The sequence below is a fragment of the Acinetobacter sp. WCHA55 genome (genome assembly GCF_002165305.2).
In the GTDB taxonomy this organism is placed as follows: Bacteria; Pseudomonadota; Gammaproteobacteria; order Pseudomonadales; family Moraxellaceae; genus Acinetobacter.
The window spans coordinates 22,997-42,694 of record NZ_CP032280.1; the positions used below are offsets into that span (position 1 = coordinate 22,997).

At 41.4% G+C, this 19,698-nt stretch carries 32 protein-coding genes; 7 read left to right on the forward strand and 25 right to left on the reverse strand.

Annotated elements, in window-relative coordinates; all coding sequences use genetic code 11:
* Positions 1 to 103 precede the first annotated feature (103 nt).
* The 25 genes from CDG62_RS00165 to CDG62_RS00285 form a co-directional block, all read right to left on the reverse strand.
* Positions 104 to 472 (reverse strand): hypothetical protein, encoded by a 369-nt coding sequence (locus CDG62_RS00165; RefSeq protein ID WP_087527833.1) that lies wholly within the window; start codon positions 470 to 472, stop codon positions 104 to 106.
* Positions 473 to 631: 159 nt separating this feature from the next.
* Positions 632 to 1,021, reverse strand: coding sequence for a hypothetical protein (locus CDG62_RS00170; RefSeq protein WP_087527832.1), 390 nt, complete (start codon positions 1,019 to 1,021; stop codon positions 632 to 634).
* Entirely contained in the window at positions 981 to 1,190 is a 210-nt protein-coding gene (locus tag CDG62_RS19255) for a hypothetical protein (RefSeq protein ID WP_162903995.1), read from the reverse strand. Before CDG62_RS19255 ends, CDG62_RS00170 begins: the two co-directional genes overlap by 41 nt.
* Positions 1,190 to 1,516 (reverse strand): hypothetical protein, encoded by a 327-nt coding sequence (locus CDG62_RS00175; protein WP_087527831.1) that lies wholly within the window; start codon positions 1,514 to 1,516, stop codon positions 1,190 to 1,192. Before CDG62_RS00175 ends, CDG62_RS19255 begins: the two co-directional genes overlap by 1 nt.
* A complete protein-coding gene (locus CDG62_RS00180) occupies positions 1,506 to 1,922 on the reverse strand; it encodes a hypothetical protein (protein WP_087527830.1) in 417 nt (138 codons plus the stop codon). The genes CDG62_RS00175 and CDG62_RS00180 overlap by 11 nt, the downstream gene beginning before the upstream one ends.
* A gap of 303 nt (positions 1,923 to 2,225) precedes the next feature.
* The gene (locus CDG62_RS19475; protein ID WP_228254369.1) at positions 2,226 to 4,175 is read right to left on the reverse strand and encodes a hypothetical protein; all 1,950 of its coding nucleotides are present in this window, start codon (positions 4,173 to 4,175) and stop codon (positions 2,226 to 2,228) included.
* Between the two features lie 166 nt (positions 4,176 to 4,341).
* The gene (locus CDG62_RS19480; protein ID WP_228254370.1) at positions 4,342 to 5,484 is read right to left on the reverse strand and encodes a hypothetical protein; all 1,143 of its coding nucleotides are present in this window, start codon (positions 5,482 to 5,484) and stop codon (positions 4,342 to 4,344) included.
* Positions 5,485 to 5,486: 2 nt separating this feature from the next.
* On the reverse strand, positions 5,487 to 6,143 hold the full coding sequence (locus CDG62_RS00200) for a helix-turn-helix transcriptional regulator (protein WP_087527829.1): 657 nt from the start codon (positions 6,141 to 6,143) through the stop codon (positions 5,487 to 5,489).
* Positions 6,140 to 6,619: a VRR-NUC domain-containing protein gene (locus CDG62_RS00205; RefSeq protein WP_087527828.1), complete on the reverse strand. Its 480-nt coding sequence runs from the start codon at positions 6,617 to 6,619 to the stop codon at positions 6,140 to 6,142. Before CDG62_RS00205 ends, CDG62_RS00200 begins: the two co-directional genes overlap by 4 nt.
* Before the next feature lie 219 nt (positions 6,620 to 6,838).
* Positions 6,839 to 7,318 (reverse strand): hypothetical protein, encoded by a 480-nt coding sequence (locus CDG62_RS00210; protein WP_087527827.1) that lies wholly within the window; start codon positions 7,316 to 7,318, stop codon positions 6,839 to 6,841.
* Entirely contained in the window at positions 7,311 to 7,610 is a 300-nt protein-coding gene (locus tag CDG62_RS00215) for a hypothetical protein (protein ID WP_087527826.1), read from the reverse strand. Before CDG62_RS00215 ends, CDG62_RS00210 begins: the two co-directional genes overlap by 8 nt.
* Positions 7,591 to 8,415, reverse strand: coding sequence for a hypothetical protein (locus CDG62_RS00220; protein ID WP_087527825.1), 825 nt, complete (start codon positions 8,413 to 8,415; stop codon positions 7,591 to 7,593). Before CDG62_RS00220 ends, CDG62_RS00215 begins: the two co-directional genes overlap by 20 nt.
* 5 nt (positions 8,416 to 8,420) lie before the next feature.
* Positions 8,421 to 8,693, reverse strand: a complete 273-nt coding sequence (locus tag CDG62_RS00225; RefSeq protein WP_087527824.1) for a hypothetical protein — start codon at positions 8,691 to 8,693, stop codon at positions 8,421 to 8,423.
* Positions 8,690 to 8,899: a hypothetical protein gene (locus tag CDG62_RS00230; RefSeq protein WP_087527823.1), complete on the reverse strand. Its 210-nt coding sequence runs from the start codon at positions 8,897 to 8,899 to the stop codon at positions 8,690 to 8,692. Before CDG62_RS00230 ends, CDG62_RS00225 begins: the two co-directional genes overlap by 4 nt.
* Positions 8,899 to 9,162, reverse strand: a complete 264-nt coding sequence (locus tag CDG62_RS00235) for a hypothetical protein (RefSeq protein WP_228254371.1) — start codon at positions 9,160 to 9,162, stop codon at positions 8,899 to 8,901. Before CDG62_RS00235 ends, CDG62_RS00230 begins: the two co-directional genes overlap by 1 nt.
* Positions 9,163 to 9,717, reverse strand: a complete 555-nt coding sequence (locus CDG62_RS19485) for a hypothetical protein (RefSeq protein ID WP_087527822.1) — start codon at positions 9,715 to 9,717, stop codon at positions 9,163 to 9,165.
* Position 9,718: 1 nt separating this feature from the next.
* Complete coding sequence (locus CDG62_RS00245) at positions 9,719 to 9,955, reverse strand: helix-turn-helix domain-containing protein (RefSeq protein WP_087527821.1); 237 nt, start codon at positions 9,953 to 9,955, stop codon at positions 9,719 to 9,721.
* A gap of 19 nt (positions 9,956 to 9,974) precedes the next feature.
* A complete protein-coding gene (locus CDG62_RS00250; RefSeq protein ID WP_087527820.1) occupies positions 9,975 to 10,316 on the reverse strand; it encodes a helix-turn-helix domain-containing protein in 342 nt (113 codons plus the stop codon).
* Positions 10,316 to 10,552, reverse strand: coding sequence for a hypothetical protein (locus CDG62_RS00255; RefSeq protein ID WP_162903996.1), 237 nt, complete (start codon positions 10,550 to 10,552; stop codon positions 10,316 to 10,318). The genes CDG62_RS00250 and CDG62_RS00255 overlap by 1 nt, the downstream gene beginning before the upstream one ends.
* Before the next feature lie 123 nt (positions 10,553 to 10,675).
* Positions 10,676 to 11,212, reverse strand: coding sequence for a hypothetical protein (locus CDG62_RS00260; protein ID WP_087527818.1), 537 nt, complete (start codon positions 11,210 to 11,212; stop codon positions 10,676 to 10,678).
* Positions 11,209 to 11,397: a hypothetical protein gene (locus CDG62_RS00265; RefSeq protein ID WP_087527817.1), complete on the reverse strand. Its 189-nt coding sequence runs from the start codon at positions 11,395 to 11,397 to the stop codon at positions 11,209 to 11,211. The genes CDG62_RS00260 and CDG62_RS00265 overlap by 4 nt, the downstream gene beginning before the upstream one ends.
* Positions 11,398 to 11,467: 70 nt before the next feature.
* Complete coding sequence (locus tag CDG62_RS00270) at positions 11,468 to 12,412, reverse strand: hypothetical protein (protein WP_087527816.1); 945 nt, start codon at positions 12,410 to 12,412, stop codon at positions 11,468 to 11,470.
* Positions 12,413 to 12,433: 21 nt separating this feature from the next.
* Positions 12,434 to 13,396, reverse strand: coding sequence for an ATP-binding protein (locus tag CDG62_RS00275; protein ID WP_162903997.1), 963 nt, complete (start codon positions 13,394 to 13,396; stop codon positions 12,434 to 12,436).
* Between the two features lie 14 nt (positions 13,397 to 13,410).
* Positions 13,411 to 14,469, reverse strand: coding sequence for a hypothetical protein (locus CDG62_RS00280; protein ID WP_087527814.1), 1,059 nt, complete (start codon positions 14,467 to 14,469; stop codon positions 13,411 to 13,413).
* Between the two features lie 76 nt (positions 14,470 to 14,545).
* Positions 14,546 to 14,872: a hypothetical protein gene (locus CDG62_RS00285; protein WP_087527813.1), complete on the reverse strand. Its 327-nt coding sequence runs from the start codon at positions 14,870 to 14,872 to the stop codon at positions 14,546 to 14,548.
* A gap of 188 nt (positions 14,873 to 15,060) precedes the next feature.
* Between CDG62_RS00285 and CDG62_RS00290 the strand changes: the two genes are divergently transcribed.
* The 7 genes from CDG62_RS00290 (at position 15,061) to CDG62_RS00320 (ending at position 19,641) form a co-directional block, all read left to right on the forward strand.
* Positions 15,061 to 15,852 carry a LexA family transcriptional regulator gene (locus CDG62_RS00290; protein WP_087527812.1) on the forward strand — a complete coding sequence of 264 codons (792 nt, stop codon included), beginning with the start codon at positions 15,061 to 15,063 and terminating at the stop codon, positions 15,850 to 15,852.
* Positions 15,853 to 16,018: 166 nt separating this feature from the next.
* A complete protein-coding gene (locus CDG62_RS00295) occupies positions 16,019 to 16,360 on the forward strand; it encodes a hypothetical protein (protein WP_162903998.1) in 342 nt (113 codons plus the stop codon).
* Between the two features lie 3 nt (positions 16,361 to 16,363).
* Positions 16,364 to 17,314 carry an ERF family protein gene (locus tag CDG62_RS00300; RefSeq protein ID WP_087527810.1) on the forward strand — a complete coding sequence of 317 codons (951 nt, stop codon included), beginning with the start codon at positions 16,364 to 16,366 and terminating at the stop codon, positions 17,312 to 17,314.
* A gap of 134 nt (positions 17,315 to 17,448) precedes the next feature.
* On the forward strand, positions 17,449 to 18,099 hold the full coding sequence (locus tag CDG62_RS00305; RefSeq protein ID WP_087527809.1) for a ParA family protein: 651 nt from the start codon (positions 17,449 to 17,451) through the stop codon (positions 18,097 to 18,099).
* A gap of 10 nt (positions 18,100 to 18,109) precedes the next feature.
* Positions 18,110 to 18,394, forward strand: coding sequence for a hypothetical protein (locus CDG62_RS00310; protein ID WP_087527808.1), 285 nt, complete (start codon positions 18,110 to 18,112; stop codon positions 18,392 to 18,394).
* On the forward strand, positions 18,381 to 19,088 hold the full coding sequence (locus CDG62_RS00315; protein ID WP_087527807.1) for a recombinase family protein: 708 nt from the start codon (positions 18,381 to 18,383) through the stop codon (positions 19,086 to 19,088). Before CDG62_RS00310 ends, CDG62_RS00315 begins: the two co-directional genes overlap by 14 nt.
* Complete coding sequence (locus tag CDG62_RS00320) at positions 19,078 to 19,641, forward strand: hypothetical protein (protein WP_087527806.1); 564 nt, start codon at positions 19,078 to 19,080, stop codon at positions 19,639 to 19,641. Before CDG62_RS00315 ends, CDG62_RS00320 begins: the two co-directional genes overlap by 11 nt.
* Positions 19,642 to 19,698 lie beyond the last annotated feature (57 nt).

Consider the following 19,698-nt stretch of genomic DNA (forward strand, 5'->3'; position numbering starts at 1 on the left):
GATTTGATCTAATCCTAGACAAACCCACACGGCGCACTTTTCAATATTCCTAAAAGAATAAAGGCCCGATCAATGATCAAGCCTTTTCATTCTGAAAACAGTCTCAGCAATTGCCGATCTGTCGTGCTACATTATTTTTTAAATCCCAACCTTCCCAGTTAAGCGCCTTATACGTTCTGTCCTGTGGAGTATTATCAATAGGCATTCCCTTAGCGACCATTTCCGCCTCATGCTTACGAATCTGGACGGCACGTTCTATATAACGAAAAAGCGGTCGGTAGGTCGTCATGGTCATATTTCTTGGGAACTTTGCCTTTAGTCGCTCTTCTTTGTCGCTCAAGTCCCCCTCTCCCGCCGTGGATATAGCCTCAGCAACATATTTGACGTTGTTAATTACAAAATCGACCTCTGGATCTGCCTCAGTCGCTTCTTTTAAAGAGAAAATTAAAAATGTATCTGCTTCTAAAGACATGATTACCTCCATTTATTGACCTGAATAGATACCATCTTGGGATGGCTTAAACTCTTTTTCGGCCAAGCCATCTACTCCACAATCAATCCTTAATAAGATGAGTAGAAAGAATGTGAATATTGCACCTTTTAAGAAAACATCAATTATATCCATGCTTTATTAAGCTCTCTTTTGTGGTGAATCAATATCACGGATCATGTTTAAAACAATCTCATACGCTTCATGGCTACCAGCCCAGTAACCGTTAGGGTCGCCCTCTGCATCACGGCGTAGACTCACACGCGCAAATTGCGCATCGATACGACCTTTAAGCTCAACCAGTGGCCCACCATTGCACTGCAGTTCATCCAGCGGGTGATTAGATAGCTCAGCCTCCAAATCATCCAACTCACACAACATAAAAGAAACGCCGTGTAGATCCTTTTCCAAGTCTCCTACACTGATTTGCTGAGCCTTTTCCCAACCCTTGCCGTTACGGTAATCAGCGTATAAAACACCCTGTACATTTTTATAAAAAATCGAAGCGCATTTGTTTTTGCTGATCGCCATATAGCGTGAATCGCTCGGACGTTTCTTGAACATCCTGTTTAGAGCGTTTGCGCCGTGTAGGTTGATTGCTGTCTTTGCTGTTTGCTTTGATGTATTCATCTTTGTTTCTTCTATCACCCGTTTGCAGATACACCCAGTCGTCCGTAAAGTTGTCTAGGTGATGTTGCATTAGCTTGGCCGACCTGCTTGGTTTAAAAATTCGTACTCACTTAACTGTGTCTCAGATGCATTCTGTTGCTCCGATACTCTCTGAATATCTTCAAGCAACGTTTGTGCAATGCCCTTAAACTCGCCAACAGCACCCACACCAATCACAGCAACACGGCCCAATAAAATCTTGTACATAAGATCGACATAAAGTTGATCTGAAGACTCTTGGCCCGCAACTTCTGTTCTACGGTTCAATATCGGCTGAATAAATCCATCCGCGATTTGTTCGGCTATCTCTGTCGGCTCGGCATGTATATTTAGATTACAGTTCACATCAGTTTTCACTTTTTAAACCCGCCTCATGTATTTCACGGGCCGTTCTGCCCGATAGAATAAAGATACGGCATGTAATCTCACGCTCTATATCAATATTCCTGTCCTTTGCATCCCACTGGTGAAGCCAGATACGGTTAATAAAATCACTTTGCAGTGCTTTGACATACTCAAAGAAGATGTAAGCACGGCGCGAATCTCCGTAATGAAAATTGCGCCAGATGCCATATGCATGCTTAATACTCGAATTGTCTTGAGCTTGGGCCAAGATCCCAAACAAGCAGAAGGCAAACCCCACAAAATCATCCTGAAATTTGCCGTCTACGTGCTCTAAATGGGTGTAACGCGGGTCATGTGCCTGATACTTAGTACATAGCTCTATAAAGCTATTTAGACGTTCTATTTCGCTTAACGACATGGCCCACCCCAAAAGTACATCTTGTTATCGGTAGATGATTATTTGCACCGTCCCGAAACTTATGTCCCAGCTGTACACAATCTTTTAACTTCTGGTATGACATGAATACATCACCATTCATCACACCATATTCAAAATCACGGCGCTTACATGAAGCGCAAACACCATGATCGGTCTTAGCGGTTACTTGTTTGCATAGGGTGCAACGTAAATAACCGCTATAAACAATAATTGGTTTCATCATAATGCCTTTAGCGCATAGATTTTCTATCAGCCATTCTTTTACGTATAAAAAACGGATAACTATGCGCTATAACGGTCATAACCAATACCACCAGACGTAATGTGAGCCAATCCACGGTCTGAAACAGTCTGTCCAATGCCCACATCGGTCGGCGCACTACTTTTCGCTTGCGCCGTGGTATTTCGGCCAATCTTGGAAAGTTCCGCTGTGACCTTTGGCACCTGAATAGGGGCCATACCGCTATTCGCTGGCCGTTGAAATAATGGAACCTCTTGGGGCTTTGCCTTGGCCGTATTAATGGGCTTTTCCTCTGGCTTAATCCATTTTTTACGGTGGGCTTGGAACTGTGGCGCTCGTACCGCCTCACCCTTATCAATCACCCCATTGCCGTCGGTATCCCACACCCGATTTAATTCATATGCCTTACTGCCCCTTTTATAACCATAACCAGCCACGGCGGTATATGCATCGGCCAATGAGCGTTTTTTTGTGCCGTCGAAACCACGGTCTTTATAGTATCTCTCGACGTACTTCATCTGTTCATCAAACGATAAAGCACCGAACTGGTCACGCGACATCCCGTAATAGCTCCCAGCCTTGCCACCAGTACCCGCCATAAACTGAATCAACCCCGTCGCACTGGACTTAGGGTTTCTAATTTTAGGGCTAAACGTCCCCTTGGTTTCAAATGAAATAATTGAAGCCAAATCGTTTTCATCGACACCAATATTTTTAGCCACACGGGAAATGGATTTCTGCTTATCCGCTGACAGTGAGCCAACCTTGGTCACTGGGCCACCATCGCCACCACTAGAACTACTATCACCCCCGCCAAACCAGTTACGCACAGACTGACCAAAACCATAGGCTTTCTCACCTAGACGGTATGGGATGCCTGTAACTGGATTTGTCTTCAGCACACCCTTAACCAGCTCTTTAAACATGGTCGGTAAGTCGGCCGTTCTGAGTTCATCAACCCATTTACCCACCTTATTACCAAAGATACCACCCAGATAGTGACCTAACCCAGCACCACCAATAGCACCCACTGGCCCAAGGAATGCCCCTAGTACACCGCCGACCGTTGTGCCGATGACTTCGCCCAGCCCTTTACCCTTGCCCGCCGTGTCTAGGCCGTTCCAATCCTTCGCTAAAGATGCACCACCAAACAAAGCACCAAGCAACGGTAAACGCTTTAAACCAGCCTTACCCAGCCCACCCAATAGCCCCAAGGCACCACGGCCACCAAGTAAACCACCTAGCCCACCGCCACTATTGGCCCGAACCGCATCAATTAAGCGCTTCAGTAGATTATTGCGCTGTTTATCGTTCCGCTGTTGCTCTTTATTAGCATCAATCTGTTCTTTAGGGAGTAATTCATCACCACGGCGCTTTTTAAGGCGACCACGGAACAAACCAATCGCACGGGCACCCATACCACCAAAGACACGGCCAACGGGTGAAACAACGTCTTTTACTTCACGTAAAGCATCAATGGTCGGATCTACCCCTGAAACATCGACACCGCCATTACCTGACATGAAGTCCTTGGCCTTGCCAATGAAATCAAAGAATGAACGGCTTTCTTTTGCACCCCCAGCACCAAGAAAACGCCCCTTAGAGTCACGCTCCCGCGCTTGTTCTGAACGCTCTCTGGTGCCAGATACACCACCTAACCGACCTGAAGGCTCAGTACCAAGCCCCTGCGCCGTGTTCTTGACCTTTTCGACCGCTTTTGCCAAGCTCTCAGATGCATCAACCACCTTGCGTACAGCAACAGCCTCTTTACTGGTCGCATCTACCGACTTGCCATGACGGTTTTGTCTATCCAAATCAGATTTATTCACCTTGGCTCGTTCTTCAGCCGTGGCTTTCAGTTCTGTCATGGTGTTTTTGAGAAAATCTAGGATTTGCTTTGTTGTGTCGTTGGTCTGATTCACGCCGTCGGCAATTTCTTTTGCGCGACGCTCCCCAATAATGAACCCGCCTGAATCGAAGTTAATAGCCATAGTTCGTCCAAATAAATAACCTTCGGGCAAATTATCCGCCGTCTGGCACCCTGTATTTTTTGAGTATTCCTATGAAAAGTGTGTGGCCGACTGCCACCCACTTGGCAGACAAAAAAAATCCGATTGCTCTCTCCCAAAAGCAATCGGACACCCAAATCGGGCTAAGTTACTCCACCTCTATAACCTCAGCGTCTTCTATATCAGCCTCAGCCATGCGTTTTTTCATTTCTTCATTCACATCTGATTGAAGCCCACCAGATTCAATGTAACGCTTACGCTCAGCAATACGTTCTTTCTCTTGGCGCAATTTCTCTCTCTGCGCTTCAAACGCCGTGTTATCGTCCATTGCGACCGCTTTACTGGTTTCACCCGCTTTTTGAAGGTCTTCAATGGTTACGCCGTATAGAGACAATTCAAACTTCAATGCCTCACGGCGGTTAAATGAAAGCTCATTAAAGATGGACGCAACATGGCCCAGTTTCTTCATTTTCTCTTTGAGAAAGTCTGCCCCAGCCTCTCCCATCACTTGCCGAAACTGTGTTGAGTTTAATAACTGGAAATTTAACGCCAGTTCATCGGATAGGATGTCCGAAAAGTCATTCATGATGGACATGCGCTTACGGGCTTTAAGAATCACCTCAGCCATGTTTCTGCGCTTGATTTGGGATGTCATAAGTAGATTTTTGATGGCGCGTTTTTCACTATCAATAATTTCCGTCATCACGTCAAAATCTAGTAGCTCACCTTCATCTTCTTGCGACTCTTCGTCTGCATCCTCTTCATTTTTATGCTGTTTTATTTTTTTATCTTTATGGTCGTAGATGACTATATGCGGGTCATTCACAAGCCGATTGACGCTCTGTTTAAGTTTTTTTAACTCAGCGTCATTCTTCTGGACTAGCGCATCAGCACGCGCCCAGTTCCCCGCCTTTGCCTTGGCACTGACTGCCTGTGCTGACGGAAAGTCGGCGCATTGCAACTCATTCTCAACTAGCTCACGTAAACGCTTATAACTTAGCTTTGGATGGGACTCGTATATATTTTGAACACACATCCAGAACTCTTCTGAAAATGTCTCATTAAACTGTCTATCACCCTCTGAAATAGCTCTTTTCCAGCCTTCAGACTTTGCACGGCGCTCGACCGTTCGTTGGGATGGAAATTTTTCAAGGGCAAATTCAGCCATTAAAATGGCTTTTATTTTTTCGTATGGGTGTTTGTATTTAGACTCATAAAGCGTGCGAATTTCCGCCCATAGATTTGTGTCATGGCGTTTACTTATAACGTCCGCATCCGCATTTTTTGGCATAATTACAGCTTATTCGTTTTAACTTCTTGCACAGACATGGTTAAGCGACGATTAGAGCCTTCGTCACTGCTTTCAAGCTGGGACATAGATGCAACGTCAATTAGGCGCATTTGACGCGCAAAAAACTTATCGAAATTAATAATCTGGGCTTTTAGGTCTTGGACAGCTTCAACTATGTCCTTATTCTCAGCACACCACATCAAATCATGAGAACGCTTGTCCACAAGCTCTACAACATGCTTGGCCTGACTCTTTAAAACCTCACCTTGGAATGAAGGTAGCGACTGAATAGCCCTAGACATGGTTAAACAAATATTGTCCGTCGCCTCAAGCACGGAACTACGCACCGATTGAAAAACAAGGCCAGCTGTTTTAGCCTCTAAATTTTCACGCTCGTAGTCATCCGAAAACCCTAATATGAAATCAGCACTTACGCCCAATGTTTTGCATACACGGTAAAGGGTGATTAATTCAATGCGCTTATTGCCAGATTCAAGCTCAGATACACGGTTAGCGTGTTTTTGGTTATTCTCATACCCCCAGACATCATCTTGCAATTGCGCACGGGTCGTACCATTGATTTCACGTGCAAGCTTACAATTGTGGCCCACCACTTGAAATAACTCTTTTTCTTCAGCTTCTTTCAATCGTTTACTCATGCTACTTGAATCCCCAAGTATTTTAATAATTCACTTAATGCATGTTGATCACTACGGCAAATAACAACCTTGTGACCTTCGGCCCGCAAAATTGGGATTAAATGACGTTGTGAGTCGGTTAAATCCCCTTTTTCCGTTTTCATTTCGATATACAAGCTATGCCACGGCGGAACCGCCACAAAACAATGTAAATCTGGGACACCAGCCTTCACGCCCTCTTTTTTCAGGTTACTGGCCGTTCTCTTGGTACGAAATCCACCATTAGGGACTGCATACACAAAATCTCGAAGGGTACGGCCCTTGTATGGGATTAACTCAATCGTCTCAATAAAACTCTTTTGCAAATCCGACTCAGAAACCTTGCCACTCTCAACCTTTTTAAATTGCGCTGTGGTCATACTGGTGCTTTTAGGGCTTTTTTTGGCCTTTTCGATACCATCTAGCGTCCATCCACCGCGACCGCCTCTAATTGCCATAAAAACACCCTGATCTATTCCCTAAAGAATAGAATACAACAGATGATATTCTCATTTACGCATTAATTTAATATATATCCCCATTTTTTATACAATTACGGGGTGAATTATTTGTTTATTCCCCCCTGAATACAAAAAAACGGCATATTTGCCGTTTTTCCTTGTCTGGAAGGTCTTTACACGCTTAGGCTATTTATTAGCCTTCGCCTTACCCCCAATTCAATTAGATGCTTTATTCTGTTTTTCCCATACAGAAAGTTTCTCTCTGGCCCGTGCTTGTACAGCTTGTGACTCAAGTATACTTTTGCGGTGCTCTTCTACTGTCTCAGGGAACGGCATATAACGCTCTGTAAAAAAATGCTCAGCGCTTTCATACATGGGCCAAGTTGTTTCCCCCGCCATATCCAAATAATCCTCTAAGCGCTCTTTCACCTTTAACGGATCTGTTTCAATCGAAGCACAAGCCATAGCGACCACGGCGTTATGATGATTTGCTACACCCTGACAATATTTGATCTCTTTCAGGCCCATCATGTAATTAAAACCCTTAACTACGTCTGGCGACATTTCTAATGGCTTATCTTCACCAGATGCCTTCTGGATCTGTTTAAGAATGCTGTCATACCAAGCCCAGCGCTCTTGATAGCTCATTTTGATCAATATAGCTGGGGTATCATCTTCTAATGCGAATTTAGGCATTTGCTTTATCCTCTTCCTTCTTAACCAAGGCCTCCCATTGATACATCTGGAAAGTTGAACCCATCAATGCATCACAGTGAGGGCAACGCTTGCCACCACCTCTTAGCGACCACTTATACGCATCAAAATACCCACTACAAAAACCACAACGAACTTCATAATAGGATTTACCATGATCTGAATGATCGCCGACAACTACCCCATTTGATTCAACAACACCATCCGCTAAACGCTTTTCCGCATGGTCATAAATATCATCGAAACGGATTTTTTTAATTTTCTTTGCTTTCATCAACCTTTACCCCTTTGTCTGCATTACCTGTACGCAAATCTTCAATAAATTCAGCCAAATTATTAGCGGGAACCACAATAGCATCCATAACAAACTCATTGGCCCGCTGTGATTCAATAGCAATCCAAGATTGAATATCATCAAACTTTTGTTTTAAATCCGACTCTCTCAGTTTTGAGAAACCAAGATCGGCAGATAAACCATTTTTTTCTTTACGGGCCAGCGCTTCACATTTCGACCAAGCGCCCAAGTAGAATACCCATGCCGTATTTAATGTCACTAATGCATTTAACAATAGTGGATATACGCTTTCTGGAAGACCCACACTTGAGATAGACCATTCCCCTTCCTTTGGTAAATAGGTAAAATGAGCAAAATGACCACCACCAGCAATCCAAAGCTTTTTAAACTCTTCTAATTTACACCCTATTTGCGCCTCACCAGTGTTTAGAGCTTCATGAATGGCTAACCCGTTACCTTCTTGCCACTTCTTACGCTCATACAGCTCACCAAGCACACAAGCCTTAGAAATCAACATTTCTAATTCTTCACTCTCAGAATTATCCAATAAGTGCTCTTCAATAAAACCATCCCTAGCCTTATCAATATCACTATCAATGCTATCAGTGTCCGCGTCGGTTACAGCACTCTGTCCATATACGCTACGTGCTTGCTCCAAAGCCTCTTTTTTAATGGCTTGGGCAAATTCATAAACATATGGGTTTAAATCCATATGTCCGCCTAGTTGCTCTTTAAGTGTGAAGCCATTTGCCAAGGCAATTTCTTTAATTTGTGAATTTTCCATTAGTCTTATGCTCCACGCACTTGAATGACAAAACTGCGCAACTGTGACAAAACTGAATCAAGCTGGTTTAGGGGAACGTCTTGAAACATTTGAGCCAATACGCAACCCGCAACACTTCCCATAAAATGAGTTGCTTCAAGATTATTTTGTTCTGCGATTTCATTCACAGCTTGCAGAAAATATGTATTACAAAAGGCAGTAGCCAATTCAGCGCCACTTTCAGCAATCAACCCTAATGGCTCAATGTGATTGATCACTAGCATGTTCTTTTCACTCATGGCTGTTTACCCCCTTGATCTATCCACTCTTTCATCGCTTTATTTTGGTTCCGTAGCTCAGTGACATTTACATTCATTTGCCCCTGACCTTTAATTTTCTCTAAAACCTGATTTGTTGCGTCCTTCATGTTCTCCGCACACACTCGACCAGTAACAAGCCGACTACCACCAATAGCCTTAAAGCTATAAATCTTTTTACCGATCATTATTTTTCACTCTCACTTTTTTTCACTTCAATGCGCTGTTTAAGCTCTTCTATAGACGTTTTCAGCTCTGGCCCACCATCGGCACCACAAACAAGGCAGTGCGTATAAATACCCATCCCATCTTCATCTGGGGTGAAATTCTCAGGTAACGGCGCTTTTTCTGCTTCAGCGTCCAGCGCTGATTTATGCGGGGCCAATCCGTAATACGGAAATACCGTGTCATCATCACCGTTAAAACAGTGCTCACAGTATTGAGTCTTCACTTACTCTTCACTCCGCATAGGGCAAATGATCCCGTGTACACGGTCATTGATTTCAATGTACACATTGCCATTTGTTGAAGTTGGGTAAATACGCGGTGCTGGCATTTTTAGATAAATGGCAGATGCTTTGTGAAACACCATCAAGAAATCAAAATTTAACAATGGAAATTGCTTTGACTCATAGCTTTCAGGCTTTGGCATATCCACTTTTTTTATATCTGGGAACTTACCTTCTAATGGCTTAAAAAGCTCATAACAGTCATAGTGATGCAATAGCCAAAATTCAGAACTGACTTGGCTTAAATTCACTAAAAAATCACGTTTAGTCCCAAGCTTGGCAATAAAGGACTTCACCACGGCGCTAGGAATAAGAACATCAAACCCGACGGCCTCTGGTTCATCACAGATTAAAACCATATGCCCATTCGTCGCACAAACTAAGCCATGCCCGACTTGAACAGACTGTAGGTATGATCTGGGATCACTTTTCGCTGAAAACAGAAGGCAAGCCCGTAGGTCGTCATATCTCAACGTATACGTTGCTAATAAATCCATATCACAACCCTATATAACCAAGTTCTTTCATACGGGTACGCAAGGTACCGCGATTCACCCCCAAGGCTTCAGCAATTCGAGTCTGATTATTGCCATATACAGCCATACATCCTTGAATCAAAATATCTTCAAGTTGACTTAATAACAGTCCACGTACAGCACCATCATTTTCTTGAATAAAGCGCGTGAAAACAGCTGGATCTACTTGAATTAAAGGCGTAGCTACTTTTTGAGCCATGTTGAAACTTTCCCAATTTTTATTGAACTGATTGAACGACAGAATCGGCGAACTTTTGAAAACGATTGCCTAGTTCCCACGGATTAAAACCACTTTCCAAAGCCATTTCTCGTGTACGTGATGACACGATAGGCTTAGGCGTAACATCCATAATTTTGAATAAATGAACATTTAGAAATTCAGCTATAGCAATAGCCTCGAAACACCGCATTTCACGAACTCCATCCTCAATACGGATATAGCTATTTCGACTGATATTGAGATAGCGGGCCAGCTCTGACGCGCTGATATGTTTTGATACTCGTATTGCTTTAATGCGTGCTCCACGCTGAATACGTTTTTCTGGACTGTCCATAGCCATTATTTATCAGCCTTTTTCAAAGTTTTTTTAACTTCAAATTCCAGATGACCCAGAAAAATCGAAAAACCAATCATGAGTGACACAACCAAAAGGCTTGCTATCCAAGACGCAATACTTGGGTTTTTATAAAAAGCTGTAGTGACCTTTAAAACAGCCAACAAGAAATTAATTGTTAAAACCCAAACCAACACATCAGCCCAAAGTGATTCATTAACTTTCATATTCTCTCTAAGCATAAAAAAGCCCTATAATTATTCCTGACTGAGTATAATATTCAATCTATACTATTCGCAATAGAATAATTAAGGAATAGGCAAAAAAAATGCCCTTTACTGAGGGCATATCTGAAATTCACTGCGCTATCGATCTATGACATTAACAATTGACTGCAGTTCATCAAGATTAATAAATTCATCGGCTAGGTTTTCATTTAGACATGCTGAAGACAACCACATGCGCCCACCAAACACAGAATATTCAGCGAACTCATTGCATCCAGTGCGATAATATTTACCTGATAAGTAATTGAAATACCTACTCCCCTCTGGCCGTGCTTCTAATATTGTCTTCACAGCATCCACCCCGATCACTTCAAATGGATAGCTATGCGATGCTTTCTGTCTGAACTCACCTACTCCAAACACATAATTTTCGCGCTTAAAGTCATCCCATGGGCGATTTAACGACAACATTGGCACAAAGGCATCTAAATATCGAATGTAACGCTCTACGGGCTTTCTATAGGCCTCTCCAATGTATTTTTCATCCCTATAGAAGATAGGATGGCCCATGTTCATACGGAAATCTGTTGCTTGTTTCGGAATAAGGCCCATCACACTTAAAGTAAGCTCTCTATCCGCCAGCAACATATCTAGCTCTTCATCAAAGATCGTCATTGTTTTACCCGTTTTACCTTCCCTTTGCATGCAGGGAATTGATTCACTAATTGCAAAATAACGTCATCTGCACCACGGCCACTTAACAGCCCAGTCTTTGGCACATGCATTCCTTTCGGGGCGAACGTGATTTCATAAGAAAATTGATAAGTTTGAGTGTGAATATCTTGTGTATATGTACTCATTTTATCCCCAGTTTGAATAGTAGCCATTCCAAAGGGAATAGCTACAGCGTTTTTTTATATGTAGTTTTAACTACGCCATGTGCTTGGTAACAGAATTAATCGTCTTAAGGCTCTTTGTCACCAGATTGTATTTATAGACTGGGATACCCACATCCCCCAAAGCATCAATACCCCCCAATAATTCAGGCTCCAATAAGCAATAAACTTCATCGATATTCAGGTCGATTAATTTTGGCGCACAATTTGGGCACGGCGCACTATGCGCAAAACTGATTATCTGGCCCACTTGGTTACGTTCTTTTCGCGGAACATTCAATGAGGCAAAGAAAGTTGCATGAATATGCGGATCATTCTTATCGCATACATGGCTTTTACACATATCATTAAACTTAGTATCAAAACCAATAGATAAAATTCTGTATTTATCCCCATCACGACGGCAAATCACCGCACTATCTTCATTGCCCGCATCGGCCTGTTGCTTAATCATATCGGCCAAGCCCATGATCTCAAGCAACGTATAAGACTTCTTTTGAACTTCATCGCTCAAATAAGCTTTAACATCGATTTTTTCATGGTTATACGAATGGTCACGGCGCTCATTTTCAATTTCACGGATCGCCTGTTTAATTCCTTCAACACCGTAACTAATAAGGCGATAGCGACTGTCCCCTTTTGATTTAGATAAATCACGGATCACATTCGACGATGTTTCAAGCTTTTCAGCCAACTTGCCAATGCGCCCCTGACCTTTACGGGTGAAACGTAAAAAGAACGGGAAAAACTTAATACATTCACGCTCAAGCGCTTCAATTTCGCTTTTCTTTCGCTCTACGGTATTCACCAGCTCAGCTGACATTCGATTTTCAAAAATCGTGTCATACAAATCTTTTTTATTTTTTCCCGTGGCCTTAGCCAATACCGTCATCCGACCACGGCGGGCACGTACCCATTTTTTGATTAGTTCAACGCGCAAAATGTTATTTTCAATACGCACAGTAGCACTTGCTTTCATGTTTGACCCTCTTGTTTTTAATTAAAACATTTCAATCTCTTCTGGACTGGTGCCAGCGCGATAACTGCCCCAGTCAAAATTCGCAATAATCACTCGATTCTTTTCAAAAAACCGATCAGCCGATCTAGCGCCAATCGCCAGCTTTAAATCATCATGCATAAGGTTTGATGTGATAATCGTCGGCAAACGACGCTTATACCGTTCATCAAGCAAATTCGCGTATAAATCCAATAAATGCGTATTTGTAGATGAAATCGTCCCAACATCATCAATCACCAAAATGCTTTTTTCAGCCAACCGCGCAATCATTGCTTTTTGCGTATCAGTGTTTGATTTCCAGATTGCTGTGAGCTGATTTAAAAGATTTGGCTCACTCACAAACTGCACCGATAAACGGCCCTTCAACCGAATATCACGCTCATCCTGTACACCATCGGCCAGCGCACGATTCAATACCGCCTGAAGTAGAATACTCGCGTACAAAGTCTTGCCCGTGCCCAAATTCCCAGACAACAAAATGTTCTTGGCACCTTCAGAATGACCTGTACTGATTAAATCCTTCACATACTGGATAAGCCGACCAACAATAAGTCGCTGTTTAGGGCTTCGCATATCATCCTGACCAGCAAAAGTCTGCCCAATATAATTTTCTGGAATGCCCGTTTTTTTAAGCTCTTCATTCACTGTCTGTTGAATGAGTGGTTTTAACTCAATATCTCTCTTCACCCCCACACAATCGGGGCAATGTCTTGCCATTTTTGCCATAAAGCGGGGCACTTCAATTAATTTTTCGCCGTGTGTATCGCACATTATGACAACTTCAACCAGCTCCGACTGGGATTGAATAGTTTGCTTTTCAATCGCCTTTTGTTCACTCTTCTTTAGATTCTCCGACTCACAGTGAGGACAAGCCATTGAAGGATCTGTGACAAATTTTATGTAATCACCGTGAAGTACACAGTGCATTGTCTTTTTGGTTTGCATATCAGCCCCCATTTTTAAAACCCTTCTAAGCTTTTCAGATAGTTTTCATCGGCTGGCTGAATAGGCTCAGGTATACCAGCATTCACTGGAAATGGATTACAGCCCGATTGCTGGCGCTGTATGCGCTGATTTAAGTCATTTTGCTTAGCAGACGCGGTTTTAGTTGCTGGCATTGGTATATCAAAACCAAGTGCTCTTAGACGGGCTATGTGCTTTGCATACTCTTGCTTGGTGTATTTCAAGCGATTCAAGTACACAATGAAATTATGCAGGCGCTTATGCTCAGGTAGGTGCTTGTATTTTTCATGTTGTTGATTGAAGTCAATCAAGAAACGATTCAATTGCTCTTGTGAAGTCAAAAAAGTGGATAGACCAGACATACCCAATTTGTACTGCAGTTGCGGGTTATCCAATTGCAGATGCCATTTTCTTAATAGCGTGCCTTGGTCTAATGGTTGCTCTTGATTTTCCTGATTACCAATCATGCTTTCATCCGCTTTATTACTACTAAGAATAGTATTTCTTGAATCATAGTTATTATTAGTGTCGCCTTTTCCGCTTACGGCTTTCCCGTTTGCGGTTGAGTTCACACTTTCAATTTTCACGGCGCTTTCATCCAGACCATCAAAGCCGAATAAGTCCATTTGCGGTGAAGGCTGAACATCCCCAGCGATTCCATCCAAATCTAAATCAGCGACCACCACACCTAGCGATTGCTCATAAATCTGGTAAGTCACTGTATCGAATTGCCCATTACTGGACTTAGATTGGATCATGCGTATATAGCCCGCCGTGATTAAACGGTCTATCATCCCGCGAATAGCGTCACGGCCCTCTATGCTCTTCTTAACGACGGCTTGAATACAAAGCCTATGATGATCCGACCAAGAAAGTAGCTGGCACATAAGGCCACGATCAGAATGCTTTATTGTGGTATCCCGCAATAGCTTATTGGTGACAAGCGTATAAGGATTTTGTCGATCATGCGGTGCCCGAAAAATATTTTTATCATTTTCAGGCGCGTTACTGGATAACACCGAACTAAAAATGTCGGCATTGGCTAGGCTAGTCATTGTTTATCCCTGATTTGAAAACATTTATGTAACTTTCGTCACATATTTGTTTAGTTTTTGTACACGTTTTAAAGCATCAGTTTTGCTTTTTAACACCTTGTTTTGCATATTTTTTTAAATCATAAAGGTATGCTTGATAATCAAAAAATATAGTCGTTGAAGGAATAGCCCCATTAGTAAAGATTTCAAGACGATGGGCCACCTCCAACGGTACCAACAGCGCCCCAGATAAATAGCGATTAATTGTCCCTTGAGAAACCTTTAAAACATCACCAGCATGTGTCTGATTTTTAAAAAAAATCTTATATGCGTTATTGAAATTTTTAATCGCTTTCTTACCCTCTTCTGGAACGACATCAATGAGCTTTTTTCTGGGTTCACCCTTGCGAATTTTAGTGTGCATTTTTCAAGTTCCTCTCCAAATTCTTTATTTTGGTTAGAATCGGATGCTATTCTCAAAAGAATAATTAATCAAGTTTTATCTTTATACTACCTAACCTTGGGCATTTGTTATTTATTCACTTATTTGCATAATTGTCCCAAATCTATGCTCGATAGATCATCGATTAATCAACTTTGGAGAAACAATTCATGAATGCACAGCCAGAAAATAACAGCAAAAACAATGATAACGTTTGGGAAAACATTAAAATCGAAGACGATAAGGCTGAGGGTGGGCAAATCATTTCTTACATTAAAAAAGGACGTGGACTACAGCGCACAAAGCGACCGCTTGGGGCCGTGCGCTTAGAACTTGTATTAGATGAACTCAAGATGTCTCAGTCTGAACTGGCTCGACGTATTGACTCAGGCCAATCAACCATTAGTAAAATTATCAGTGGTGAAACTCGTAACTCCCACCTACTTGAATCCATTGCCAAGGTGGTCGGAAAGAATAAGGACTGGTTAGCAGGGAATGATACAAACGATAAAAACATAGCAGTGATTAATAACAATTCTTTATTCATTGAGCAGTCACCATTCACTATCGTTAATCATTATTACCATGGCAAAGAAGGATTGGAGCTGTCCGACTTAGAACGTAAAGAAGCCAAAAGCATCATTATCGTTTCTAATGATCAAATTACGAATATTCAGAATCGTGAACTCCGTTTCATCATAGAGCCTGACCGTGCTATGTCCCCAGAAATCAAGGCTGGCGCTTGTGTAACTTTTGACACCTTAGACAAAAATATAACCAATGGCGATATGTTTGTAGTACAGACTGGGAACCAGATTTTTACTCGTTGTCTGTATGTACAGCCGAATAATTCAATTTTAATTCGTGCTAAAGAATCGGACTTCCCTGACTACACAATCTCTCGCAGTGAGGAAAGCTTTAGTATTCTGGGCCGTGTGGTGTATGTGACCAATAAAATATAAAAACCTCATTTGTACATTTTTTAACAAAAAAGTGGCTTTCTAAGTCACTTTTTTTTATGCCTTTTTTTGAATAGTTTGGCTGGATTTATTTAATTATCTATTCCCTATTGCATAATAACTATTCTCATGAGAATATTATTGCATCACAATGTTACTAGCCAGACATATGAAAACTTTATCAAATCATGAATTAAGTAATAAGCATGACTTATTACAAAAAGAGAATAGCAAAGTAGTTCACACTGCTTATGTGACAGATACAGCTAAACCCCTTATCGATCTAAACCAAGTTCACACAAAATTTAGCGTAAAAGTCAAAGCCCATGACAAGGCGCTAAAAATACTAATGGTTTTGCTCTTTTCTTTCATTGGGGCAGTTATTTTCACGAAATTACTGGTACGCGCTATCGATATTGAGTCTGAGGCTCAGGAATACGTGTTGCTTGATTATAAAGATGACCTTAACAAAAAGATCTCTTTTGAAGCACCTCAGACAGACAAGGAATAAGCCATGAATAATCAAAATCAAAACAACCCGCAATCTGAAAAAAAAATGGTTTCTGTTGAATTGAAGCCAAATTCACCATGCAAAAATGATTTAGAAAATGGCCGTGAAGTGCTCTTGGGCATTCTCGCTATTACGCGCAGTATTCTCGACCAAGGGGGTATTGCGCAGACACACGACAACACACATCAGAAGTACAAGTACCGCAGTATTTACGATATTTACCGTGTTGTTACCCCGCTTATGGTTGCAAACCATATAACGTGTGTCGGGAATGTCGAATCTTCTACCGTATCTCAATATTTAAATAACAAAAATGAGATTACATTTAAGGCTGTTGTGCTAATTCGCTATACCATTACATCAGCCATAGATGGATCAAAGATTGAATTATGCAAAACTGGCGAAGCCAATGATAATGGCGACAAAGCTATCGTTAAGGCCCAAACTAGCGCGGATAAAGCACTTTATAGCCAGCTCTTTGCTATCCCTATTGAAAGCGATGAAGAGGCTAAAGAGTCTTTAGAAAAACGAAATAACCAAAACTATAACCAGCGTTCTTTCAATCAAAATAATAGCTATAGATCCAGCCAGCAAAATAACCGAAATCAGAACAACCAAGCTAATCGCCCAGTGAATAGTTTCCAGAATAATCACCAAGGGAATAACCAACAACACAATCAAGGGAATACTCAACAGCAAGCCCAAGTTGCAAATAAGCCGAAACCAGATTTCAACACCCCTGCTTCTTTAGAATTGAAAAACTATATTGACGAACAAATGAAGAAAGACGGCGTGCGCTTAATTGAAGTCCTCAAAAAGAAAGGTATATACATGCAGACCATTAAGGATGGCGTTCTCCGCCAAGTCTGGGATGAATATAAACAAGCAAAGAAAAACCCAGCTGAACCGATTGATTTTATTCAATCTGCCCCACCACAACATAAACACCACTAACCGCCTCACGGCGGTTTTTTTATGCATTGAACATAGGTAATTTTTTCTATATGATTGCTTTGTTCATTTAAACACTATGTTCATTTAAACACTGTGTTCATTTAAACAAATACTTTATAAATTGGGAAAACAACATGACTAAATATATTTCTGTTCTTCAGCTTAAAGGTGGAGTTGGAAAATCTACGCTTTCAGCATTTATGGCTGGGTATTTACTTAGCAAGGGTCATTCTGTACTGACTGTTGATGCAGACATGCAACAAGCCACGCTTACCTCTTGGACTACGCTTTTTGCTAATCATAAACATGCCAAAAACCACCAGCATGCAACCGCACACGACTTAGAAGAACTATTAAGCATTTTACAACTAGCTTGGGAGCAAGCGAAATTCGACTACGTTATTATCGACGCACCCCCACGGATCGCTGAAGTTATGCGTGCGCTTGTTTTCGCTTCAGACATAGTATTAATGCCACTTGCTATTTCATCCCCTGATATTTGGGCCATGGAAGATACTGTAAAAATCATTAAAAAAGCCATGGAAGAAAAACCCGACTTAAATGTGAAACTGGTTTTCAACCGCATGAAAGACACATCTAGTTATTTCAAGATCCGAAATGCTGTTATTGAAGACTTTGAACTGCCATACGTTCAACAAATTTTATCTGAATTTGAGTCATACAAAACAATCTTTGGAAAAGGCACCCATCCACTTGACTATCATCTAAAGAAACCAAAAGAACAATTTAATGCTTTTGCTAAAGAAGTCATGCAATCACTCTAAGGAACTATCTATGTCTAAAATCTCAACCAAAAAGCCAGAAACATCACCAGCTGAGCGTTTTGCTCAAGCAAAAAGCTTTGCCACTGGGGAAAAGCCTGACGTTAAAAAAGAAGAACGTGTGAGCTTGCGCCCATCTAAAAATGGAGTGGAAACTCGCCGTGAAAATTTTGACATCCCTATTGATCTTGGCGACGACTTGCGCCGTTTTATTATTGATTCACCAAAGTTCAAAAATAAGCGTGATTTTTTAATTCAATGCGTCCGCGATGGTTTAGCAAAGTATGGCGAAAAATAAGCAAGCTATTGGATACGTCCGTGTAAGTACCCAAAAGCAAGTCGATGAAGGTGTTTCTATTGAGGCCCAAGTAAATAAAATTAAAGCTTGGGCCAGTCTAAACGACTATGAAGTAATAGAAATTTTCATTGATGAAGGTATCAGCGGGAAAAACACGGTGAACCGCCCCCAGCTGAACCAAGCCCTTTCCATGCTTAAAAACGGCATGGCTTTTGTGTTTTATAGCCTATCCCGTGTAAGTCGTAATGTCGTGGACACCATCGGTATCGGTGAAACCATTCACAAGAAAGGTGCCGACATGGTGAGCCTTTCCGAAAAAATAGACACTACTGATTCATCTGGCCGTATGTTCTTTAACATTATGGCCGTGCTCAACCAGTTTGAACGTGACCAAATTTCTGATCGTACAAAACTAGCCATTAATCATAAGCGCTCTAACCTAAAAGTATTCTCACATACCCCTTATGGTTTTGATCGAAATGACGATGATTTAATACCAAACCCTATAGAGCAAGATAATATTCAAACCATGAAGAAATATCGTGAACTTGGATATGGAACTCGAAAAATAGCCACTCTTTTAAATAAAAGCGATATTAAAAGTAAGCACGGCGGTAAATGGTATTCAAAGACAGTGGAGCAAGTTTTAAATCGTGAAAAACTTTTAGAGGAAGTTGTTAAAAATGACCAATGAGTTAATAACTTTAAATAAACTTTCTATATTTAAAGAAAATAGTAACGGAAAGCCTGTATTTAAAACCCCCACAAAAAAACAATTAGACAGCAATTATATTGCGACAAATTTTGATAAATATAATTTGCGCCAGATTAATAAAATTATGGGCCATACAGACCTTATTCTTATTGAGCCAGATAGTGCCAGCCTAGAACAAATAAGCGTTATGTGCCAAAAGGCCAGACAGCGCCAATTTATCCCAGTATTTAAGAGCGCTGATTGCACCTTGGAAAATTTCAGCTCTATTTCATTCGGGGTTTTTGAGGGATCTAATCCAGATGGGAATGAACTATTTATGTTCGTTTACCTATCTCAATTAACCGACATCATGGATATTGAGGATGAACTAGAAAAGCCCCTCAACTTTTCATCGGACAATATTGTAGATGCCCTGAATGATATGTTCGCTACCTGTGCTGGTGCTGATTATCGTATTTCGTACACCATCAACCTGAAAAATAACCCCAGCCAAATCAAGATAGAAACAAATACACCTGAAATCCAAGACTAGGAACTAGCCATGAACAACAATGAACCAATTTTATCTTTATTCATCATTGGGGTATTT